The organism is Clostridia bacterium (assembly GCA_014360065.1).
In the GTDB taxonomy this organism is placed as follows: Bacteria; Bacillota; DSM-521; order Neomoorellales; family JACIYF01; genus JACIYF01.
In genome coordinates, this window is sequence record JACIYF010000006.1 from 44,947 (window position 1) to 52,967 (window position 8,021).

General features: G+C 53.8%; 8 protein-coding genes and 4 tRNA genes. 5 read left to right on the forward strand and 7 right to left on the reverse strand.

Annotated features, from left to right (window positions below; genetic code table 11):
* Window positions 1-31: 31 nt before the first annotated feature.
* Entirely contained in the window at window positions 32-1,096 is a 1,065-nt protein-coding gene (locus tag H5U02_02275; GenBank protein MBC7341272.1) for a sodium ion-translocating decarboxylase subunit beta, read from the reverse strand.
* Window positions 1,097-1,699: 603 nt separating this feature from the next.
* Here H5U02_02275 and H5U02_02280 point away from each other — a divergent pair.
* The 4 genes from H5U02_02280 (at window position 1,700) to H5U02_02295 (ending at window position 4,181) form a co-directional block, all read left to right on the forward strand.
* Window positions 1,700-1,785: transfer RNA gene (locus H5U02_02280), tRNA-Leu, on the forward strand.
* Window positions 1,786-2,279: 494 nt separating this feature from the next.
* A complete protein-coding gene (locus tag H5U02_02285) occupies window positions 2,280-2,477 on the forward strand; it encodes a PLDc_N domain-containing protein (protein MBC7341273.1) in 198 nt (65 codons plus the stop codon).
* Window positions 2,478-2,499: 22 nt separating this feature from the next.
* The gene (locus H5U02_02290) at window positions 2,500-3,414 is read left to right on the forward strand and encodes an ABC transporter ATP-binding protein (GenBank protein ID MBC7341274.1); all 915 of its coding nucleotides are present in this window, start codon (window positions 2,500-2,502) and stop codon (window positions 3,412-3,414) included.
* The gene (locus H5U02_02295) at window positions 3,411-4,181 is read left to right on the forward strand and encodes an ABC transporter permease subunit (protein MBC7341275.1); all 771 of its coding nucleotides are present in this window, start codon (window positions 3,411-3,413) and stop codon (window positions 4,179-4,181) included. The genes H5U02_02290 and H5U02_02295 overlap by 4 nt, the downstream gene beginning before the upstream one ends.
* A gap of 76 nt (window positions 4,182-4,257) precedes the next feature.
* Here the strand turns inward: H5U02_02295 and H5U02_02300 are convergent, their stop codons facing one another.
* The 6 genes from H5U02_02300 to H5U02_02325 all read right to left on the reverse strand — a co-directional run bounded on the left by H5U02_02300 (window position 4,258) and on the right by H5U02_02325 (window position 6,620).
* The gene (locus H5U02_02300; GenBank protein MBC7341276.1) at window positions 4,258-4,668 is read right to left on the reverse strand and encodes a type II toxin-antitoxin system VapC family toxin; all 411 of its coding nucleotides are present in this window, start codon (window positions 4,666-4,668) and stop codon (window positions 4,258-4,260) included.
* Entirely contained in the window at window positions 4,668-4,919 is a 252-nt protein-coding gene (locus H5U02_02305; GenBank protein ID MBC7341277.1) for a CopG family transcriptional regulator, read from the reverse strand. The genes H5U02_02300 and H5U02_02305 overlap by 1 nt, the downstream gene beginning before the upstream one ends.
* Window positions 4,920-5,043: 124 nt before the next feature.
* Window positions 5,044-5,115 (reverse strand) — tRNA-Gly (locus H5U02_02310).
* 6 nt (window positions 5,116-5,121) lie between these two features.
* Window positions 5,122-5,194: transfer RNA gene (locus tag H5U02_02315), tRNA-Phe, on the reverse strand.
* A gap of 3 nt (window positions 5,195-5,197) precedes the next feature.
* Window positions 5,198-5,274 (reverse strand) — tRNA-Asp (locus H5U02_02320).
* A 59-nt stretch (window positions 5,275-5,333) separates the two neighbouring features.
* On the reverse strand, window positions 5,334-6,620 hold the full coding sequence (locus tag H5U02_02325; GenBank protein MBC7341278.1) for an MFS transporter: 1,287 nt from the start codon (window positions 6,618-6,620) through the stop codon (window positions 5,334-5,336).
* Window positions 6,621-6,908: 288 nt separating this feature from the next.
* On the opposite strand from H5U02_02325, the gene H5U02_02330 reads away from it, so the two are divergent.
* The coding region (locus H5U02_02330) for a DUF362 domain-containing protein (GenBank protein MBC7341279.1) at window positions 6,909-8,021 on the forward strand (1,113 nt) is incomplete at its 3' end.

An 8,021-nucleotide genomic window follows, 5' to 3' on the forward strand; every position in this document is an offset into this window, starting at 1 on the left:
ATCGTTGGCGGCCTGCGACCCCAACAGGTGATCACACCCCCAGCGCCTTCAAGATTGAAAGCATGATGCCTGCCGCCAGAACCGAGCCAATCTGGCCGCCAGTATTGGCTCCCATAGCATACATTAGGAGGTAATTGCGGCGGTTTTCCTGCTGCCCCACTCGCTGGCAAACCCTAGCTGCCATGGGAAAAGCGGAAATTCCCGCCGAGCCGATAAGGGGGTTAAGCTTGTACTTTGAGAACACATTCATTAGCTTAGCCAGCAATATGCCGGCAGCAGTGTCGCCTACGATGGCAATAAGGCCCAGAGCAAAAATAAACAGGGTGCGGATGTTCAAAAAGATTTCTCCGTCCATGGTCGCCCCGATGGTTAATCCCAAAAGCAGCGTAGCCACGTTGGTAATTTCGTTTTGGGCAGCGTTGGAGAGCCTTTCTACCACGCCGCATTCTTTCAGCAGGTTTCCCAGCATTAGGGAACCCATCAAGGGGGCTCCCATGGGCGCCACCAAGATTGTCAATATGGTCACTATAATCGGGAACATGACCTTGGTAGTTTTGCTAACCGGCTTTCCGTTCCAAGGTGGCATTCTCCATTGCCGCTCTGATTTGGAAGTGAAAGCTCTCATGATGGGCGGCTGGATCAGAGGCACCAGCGACATGTAAGAATAAGCTGCAACGCTGATGGGACCGAGCAAATGGGGGGCAAACCTGCTGGTCACGTAGATGGAAGTGGGGCCATCGCAGGCGCCAATCACCCCTACGCAAACCGCCTCCAGTTCTTTAAACCCTAAGGCTAAGGCCAAAAGCAGAGTCAAGAAGATGCCAAATTGCCCCGCTCCTCCCAAGAGCAGCAGTCGCGGGTTTTGAAGGAGAAGCTCGAAATCAGTCATGGCCCCCACGCCTATAAAGATCAGACAAGGAAATATTTCCGTCGCCACCCCCGCCTCGTAAAAGTAGCGGAGCAGCCCTCCCTCTCCCATGAGGTGAGAAAGGGGGAGGTTGACCAATATGCAGCCAAAGCCAATGGGGATGAGAAGCAACGGCTCATAGCCACGAGCTACAGCTAGGTAAATCAATAGGCACCCAATAACGATCATGGCTGCGTTTTGCCAAGTTAGGTGGGAAAAACCCGCCAAGACACCATTCAACCAAAGGTCGTGCACAAACTGCCAGCTCAAAACTGATCACCTTCTATTCAGCTTAAATACTGCGAAGTTAATGTCTTTGCCTACCTTGGCCATTACTCTGACAACGACCGTGGCTACCATCCCCAGCTGGCCAGTATTTAGTTAAGGTTGGCCTTGCCAAATCAGAACCTGCTTGCTTACCTACCTCACCTCCAAGGTACACCTCTGCTTATACCATCATGCAAAAGTAATGCCATATGATGCTTTGGGCTATCGGTTGTTTGAGGCACTCCCAACCGACTTCTCTCAGCCCGGAGAGAACGCTCACCGGAGGCACCTTCCCTGGGTGCTCATACGTCTTCTTCTAAAATCTAGAATGAATCCAAGAATTAGAAAGAACGGCCATTGCGCAGCCGACCGTGGCCACCAGCCCGTTACAGCCACCAGCCCGCTACCTTGTCTAAGCACTGGGGCTGTGTTATAATCATGGCTGTAGCAGTAAAGGTGGTAGACCCACCGGACTTCAAATCCAGTGGCAATAGGGTTAGGAATATCGGAAGCGGCTTCAGTTATGCCCGAATGACGGAATAGGCAGACGCACGGGACTTAAAATCCTGTGGGGAGTACTCCCCGTGCCGGTTCGACTCCGGCCTCGGGCACAGGAAAATCAAGGGTTCCACCTTCTTCCGGGTTCGCCGTGCACGGCCCTTTGCAGCCCCTAAAACCGCCCAAGTAGATCCAACCCGTTCCTACAAGACCATACGGGACAGGGCTTCAAGCCTTTTTGCTTGCCGCCGTTTTGCCGCCGGGTTTTCGAAAGGGAAGTCCCAAAAACAGGCTGGTTACGCCGGTACTTCAGCGAAATTTGATTCCCGCTGGTTCTCTATAGCCTCTCACTACAATAGCGCTACAGGCACCGATCTCGGCCTTGGTCCAACGTAAGCCGGCCCCAAGCCACATCCGTAATTTCGCCACTTGCCACTCAATCGCCACTCCAACTAACTTGACATTTGTATTAGAACAAGGTAGAATGAGCTTGGGTTGTATTAGTACAAGCGACAAGGCTATAATCTTCAGGCCACCAAGCTTTGCTGCCGAGTTTAGGCTATTACAGTTGAGGAATCATTAAGAACTTGCCAAGAGGAGGATAATCATGGAATTTCTCCGCGAAAACTTCACCCTCCTACTGCCCATCATTATCCTGCAACTGGGACTAATGATCGCCGGCCTAGTGGACCTGTTGCGGCGAGAACAAGTAACCGGCGGCAACAAATTGATCTGGGCCTTGGTAATAGTATTCATCAACATTATCGGCCCTATTGCTTATTTCGCCTTTGGAAGAAAGGATTGAGGGAAAGGGCTGGGATCGAGTTATGAACGCCATCGAGACCAGAAAGCTTACCAAAATGTTTAACGGCCATGTCGCCGTGGATGAGCTTAATCTGGTGGTACCCCAAGGCTCCATCTTTGGATTCCTGGGTCCCAACGGCGCCGGCAAGACCACCACCTTGAGGATGCTGGTGGGCCTAGCCCGGCCCACCAGCGGCGAGGCGTGGGTGTTGGGCGAGCCGATTTCTCGCCCTAGTCGCCGCTACCTGGGCCGCATCGGCTATTTGCCCGACGTGCCCGGGTTTTACAATTGGATGCGACCCTATGACTTTCTCAAACTGGTCGGGGAAATTTTTGGCCTCAAAGGTCGAGACCTTACCATTCGCATCGGGGAAGCGCTGGAACTCACCGGATTGGCCGGGGTCAAGACCAAGATCGGCGGCTTTTCCCGAGGGATGAAGCAGCGCCTGGGCCTGGCTCAGGCGCTGCTTAACCGGCCAGAACTGATATTCCTTGATGAGCCCACTTCGGCGCTGGATCCCATTGGCCGAAAGGAGGTCCTGGACACTATGGGGCGGCTAGCAGGGCAAACCACCGTTTTCTTTTCCACCCATATCCTCAATGACGTAGAACGGGTCTGCGATACCGTGGCTATCCTGCACCAAGGCAAGCTCCTTGCCCAACAGCGCATCCATGAACTCCGTGAGTCTTACGCCTCCCGTTCTATCCAGGTCGAGGTGGAGGGAAACTCCGACCTAACATCGCTTCTCAAAGGCCAAGATTGGGTGGAGCAGGTAGAACGGTACGGCGAAGGTTGGCGGCTCCGCCCCCGGAACATCCGGGTAGCCCAATACCGCCTACCGGAATTTTTATCCGCCCACGGCTTGGCCTTGCGGAAGTTTGAGATCTTGGAGCCTTCATTGGAAGATATCTTTGTGAGGTTGGTGAAAGAAAAGTGACCGGAACCCTGGCCTTTCTCAAGAAAGAGCTTCGCGAGACCTGGAGCACCCACAGGCTTTATGTTATCCTCGCCATTTTTGTCCTGATCGGGTTTACCAGCCCGCTGCTGGCCAAGATGGCGCCAGATATACTGGGATCTATGGCCAAAGACTCAGGGTTGAGCATCCAGATACCCCCTCCGACTGCCGTGGACGCTTACTCCCAGTTATTCAAGAACTTAAACAACCTAGGTACCCTCGCAGTAATCTTTAGCCTCATCGGGTTAGTGGTAGACGAAAAGATGCGCGGGTCCGCCATCATGATGATCACTAAGCCGGTACCCAGGTGGGCATTTATTACTAGCAAATACGTGGTGAGCGCTGGCCTAGTGCTTCTATCCACCGCTCTGTCTTATGCCGCCTGCTTGTATTACACCTTGCTCATATTCCATGAGACCCACCTAGCGACCTCCCTTGCGGCCACCCTTTTGGCAATGATCTTTTATCTCTTGGTTTTGGCACTGACTTTGCTAGCCAGCACAGTTGGGCGTTCTTTGGCTCTGTCGGGAGGAATTGCCATAGCTGGCGTACTGCTACTGTCACTTTTACCGCAGCTAAACCCTTGGTTGGCCCACTACTCACCAGGGGCGTTAATTGGGTACCAAGCCAAGCTAGTCGAGGGAAGTGTAGTCTTGGCCGACACCCTGCCGGCAGTCGGCATCACTTTGGCCCTTACCGTAGTCTTGGTAGCACTATCGGTCCTAATATTTGGGCGACAAGAGCTGTAAGCTGCAAGATTAATACGCTCAAGAGGGTAAAGATAAGGATCACAGGGCATGCCCGGTTCAAGAAATGCCTGCCCGTTTAGATCGGCCGGGTAATGAATCCCATTTGGCGAAAATGGTGATCAAAAGCGAGAACTTCAGTAAGACCTAGCTCCTTCATGAGGATGAAGCTAGTACAGTCAGTAAAAGAAAAGGTCTGGTCATGGCATTGCTTAAAAAGCTCCCACGCTCTATGCCATCTCTCCTTGGTAATGGAGACTAAGTCAACAGCTTCACTACCTAAAACTGTATCCCCGAACTGTACAGCAGCCAAGTGACCCACCTTCAATCTCAGCAAGGTTAGGGTCTCATCAAGTACATACTCGCTAGTATAAAGTAGGCCCAAGTTTTTAGACAGCTCCTGCCAATAAGCCAGGGCTTGGCGATGATTGCTATCCCCTCTGTCATAGATAGCGCACCACCCTGAAGTATCGACAAAAATAGGGCGCATTATCGCTTATTCTCCTTGCCATAAAGATAGGTATCATGCTTAGAAGAGAGGTCCCCTTCCGTGCTTTGGATCTGGCCGGCTAGCTTCCAGATCGGGTCATCTGGTTTGGCTTCTGCGGCTTCCTTTTCATCGAGGTATCTCTCCAGGGACTCCCGGATTTGTTCGGCCATGGATTTGCCGGTCTTAGCTGCCCTAGCCTTAACTCTCTTGTACAGCTTCTCAGAGAGATAAATTTGGGTCCGAACCGCCATATGGGTTCCTCCTTCCAAGGCAAGGATTGAACCGCTTAAAGATATATACAGCTACATTATACAGCACCACCAACTCCAGAGCAATAACAAAAAACCCGCCCCAGAATACCCGGGACGGGAACGGAGCGGAAGACGGGATTTGAACCCGCGGCCCCCGCCTTGGCAAGGCGATGCTCTACCGCTGAGCTACTTCCGCATCCGGTGCCTCAGGGCGGAATCGAACCGCCGACACGTGGATTTTCAGTCCACTGCTCTACCAACTGAGCTACCGAGGCAGCTGGCGGAGCCGACGGGAATTGAACCCGCGATCTCTGGCTTGACAGGCCAGCGTGTTAGACCTCTGCACCACGGCTCCACTGCCTTACAGCGATGTTAATTATAACAACCGCTCCCGCAGATGTCAAATAAAAAAGGTCAGGAACTAGATGCGGTAGCGGCTTTCCGCTCAGAAATCTCCTCCTGGCCAGGCAAGAAAAGGGCGAGCATGAGGCCTATCACCGGAAAGATAATCATGGTGTGAAATATAGCCGGCAGCCCCCAATGATCACCGATCCAGCCTAGAAGAGTAGCTCCTATTCCCCCGGTGCCGATAGCAAAGCCCAAAGTTAGCCCGGAAGCCAACCCTACATTATTGGGAAGAAGCTCTTGGCCGAGCACCACGGTTACTGAAAAGGTGGAAACCACTGTAAACCCGGCCAGGACCACCACCACCGGCACCCAGAAACCCCTGGCCTGCCCAAAGAGGAACAGCAAGGGCACCATGGCCGCCATGGAGGCGACGATAATAGTCTTCAGCCCCCAGCGATCAGCTGCTGGACCACCCACCAAAGTACCAAACGCGCCCGCCAAAAGGAACAGCGAGGTGAGGGTAGCGGCGTAAGTCTCGCTGTGGTGCAGATAGTGGACGTAGTATTGGGGCAGGAAGGTGACTATGCCCAGGTGAACCCAAGTGCGCATGATAATTACCAGCACCAGTAAGACTACCGGGACAACCACTCGACCTACCGCCAGCTTCCCTGCCGCCCGCCTTTCTGCCCCCGGGTTTCCTGCCTCCAGTTTTTCTGCCCCTGGTTTTCCTGCCTCTGGCTTGCCGGCGTTGGCAGCCTCCGGCCGCGCTCCCGCAGGAGCCGGAAACTCAGCTGTACCAGGGGAAAGGCTGGTGATGGCCCGCAAGTAAAACCAAAGCACCAGGGCCATGACGCCATTCAGCGCCAGAAAACCCAGGGAGCCAGACAACCCTGCCAGGCCGACGAAAAGAGTTGCCAGGGCCGGGCCAGCCGCAAAACCAAAGTTCCCGCCCACCGAGAATAAGGACATGCCGGAGGCTTTGCGCGGGCCGCTGGCAAACCGGGAGAACTTCGACCCTTCGGGATGGTAAGCAGCTACGCCTAGCCCGCTGGCCAGTGCAATCAAGAGCAGGAGAGGGTAATTGGGCGCATACCCAGTGAAAGCCATGCCCAGCCCCGCCAGCAAACAGCCTATAGGGATCAGGTAGGCAGCGCTAAACCGATCGCTGAGGATGCCAAAAACCGGTTGAATGACAGAGGAGCTCAAGTTGAAAGCCAGCATCACCGCACCAATCTGTAGCTGACTCAGCGCCAGCACCGGCTGCAAGAACGCCAGCATCATCGGTAGCGCACCCTGATTGATGTCGGTGGCAGCATGACCCATGCTCAACAAAGCTAGGACTTTCTTGTTCATCTTGGCTGGTTACACCTTCTTCTCTCTCATGGTGCTTACGCCCATATTAAGCCAAGTTCTTCTGGGCATCAATACCTCCCCATCTTTCGCCTAGCTACGAGGTCACCCTTTTCCCTTCTCATTCGCCCTGCTTGCTTGTTATATTGGGAGAATGTTTTCTTTGACCCTGCCCTAGTTTAGGTTTATACTGGTACCAGGTAGAGACGGACAAACTTTGGTTCACAGGGCTAAGTGTTAGCTGTAATTAAGCCAGAAATGCAGTTATTTTGCGAAAGGAGTCATACCAAAGTGGAGCAAGTGGTCGTTCGCCGAGCGCCATCAATCAAGAATGCCAATGGATATCTACCTGCCCTTTCTCCCATCGAGATTAAGACACTAGTGGCCGAGATGTTGATGCCTTGGGGCGGAATGAAGGCTTTTGTCCCCCCGGGCGCTTCGGTGCTGATAAAGCCCAACCTTTGTGATCCCCAACCGGCCAGCTCCGGCGTGACTACCCACCTGGAGGTCATTCAAGCAGTAGCCGAGCTATGCCGGGAGGCGGGGGCAGCTAAAATTACCATCGGCGAGGGGCCCATCATTGGGGTTGATTGGCAAAAGGTCTATGAGGTCACCAACCTCAAGCAGCTGGAGGAAACCGGCTGCCAAGTTATCAATCTCCATGACTATCCCACCGTGACGCTGGATGTCCCCGGCGGAGAAATCATGAAGAAGGTCAAAATCTCCCAGCCCGCCTGGGAAGCTGATGTGGTCATCAATATCCCGGTTCTTAAAAACCATATTCTCACCCTTCTGACCTGCGCCATGAAAAACCTTAAGGGCGTCCTTCCTCTAAGCATGAAAAAACAGTTCCATTTCCGAGGCCTGGACGGAGCCATAGTCGACCTCAACCAGGTAGTCCGCCCCGCCCTCAACATAGTGGATGGTATTGTGGGCCAGGAAGGTCTGGGACCGGTAAGCGGTACCCCGGCAGGGCTGGGAGTAATGCTGGCCGGAGTCAATACCGTAGCTGTGGACGCAGTGGCTGCCGCCATAATTGGTTACACGCCCTCGGAAATAAACCACCTTCTTCTGGCTAGCCAGCGCGGGCTAGGACCAATTGATCTCAGAGATATCGAGGTAACCGGTGAGCCTTTAGCCCAAGTCCGCCGGGAGTACCACCGGCCCGAGGTGGCAGGGGAATTCCCCGGGGTCACGGTGGTAGAAGGAAGGGCCTGCAGCGGCTGCAGCGGCTCGCTATTCCTGTCCCTCACCCGGATGAAAAAGAACGGAGATCTGGAAAAGCTGCTGGAACAATTCCAAGGGGTCACCTTCTTAAAAGGCCTGGAAACGGAATTACCCATTACTAGAAAGGACGGCGAGCTGGTGATTGCTTTGGGTAACTGCCAGCGCAAGAATCGCGAC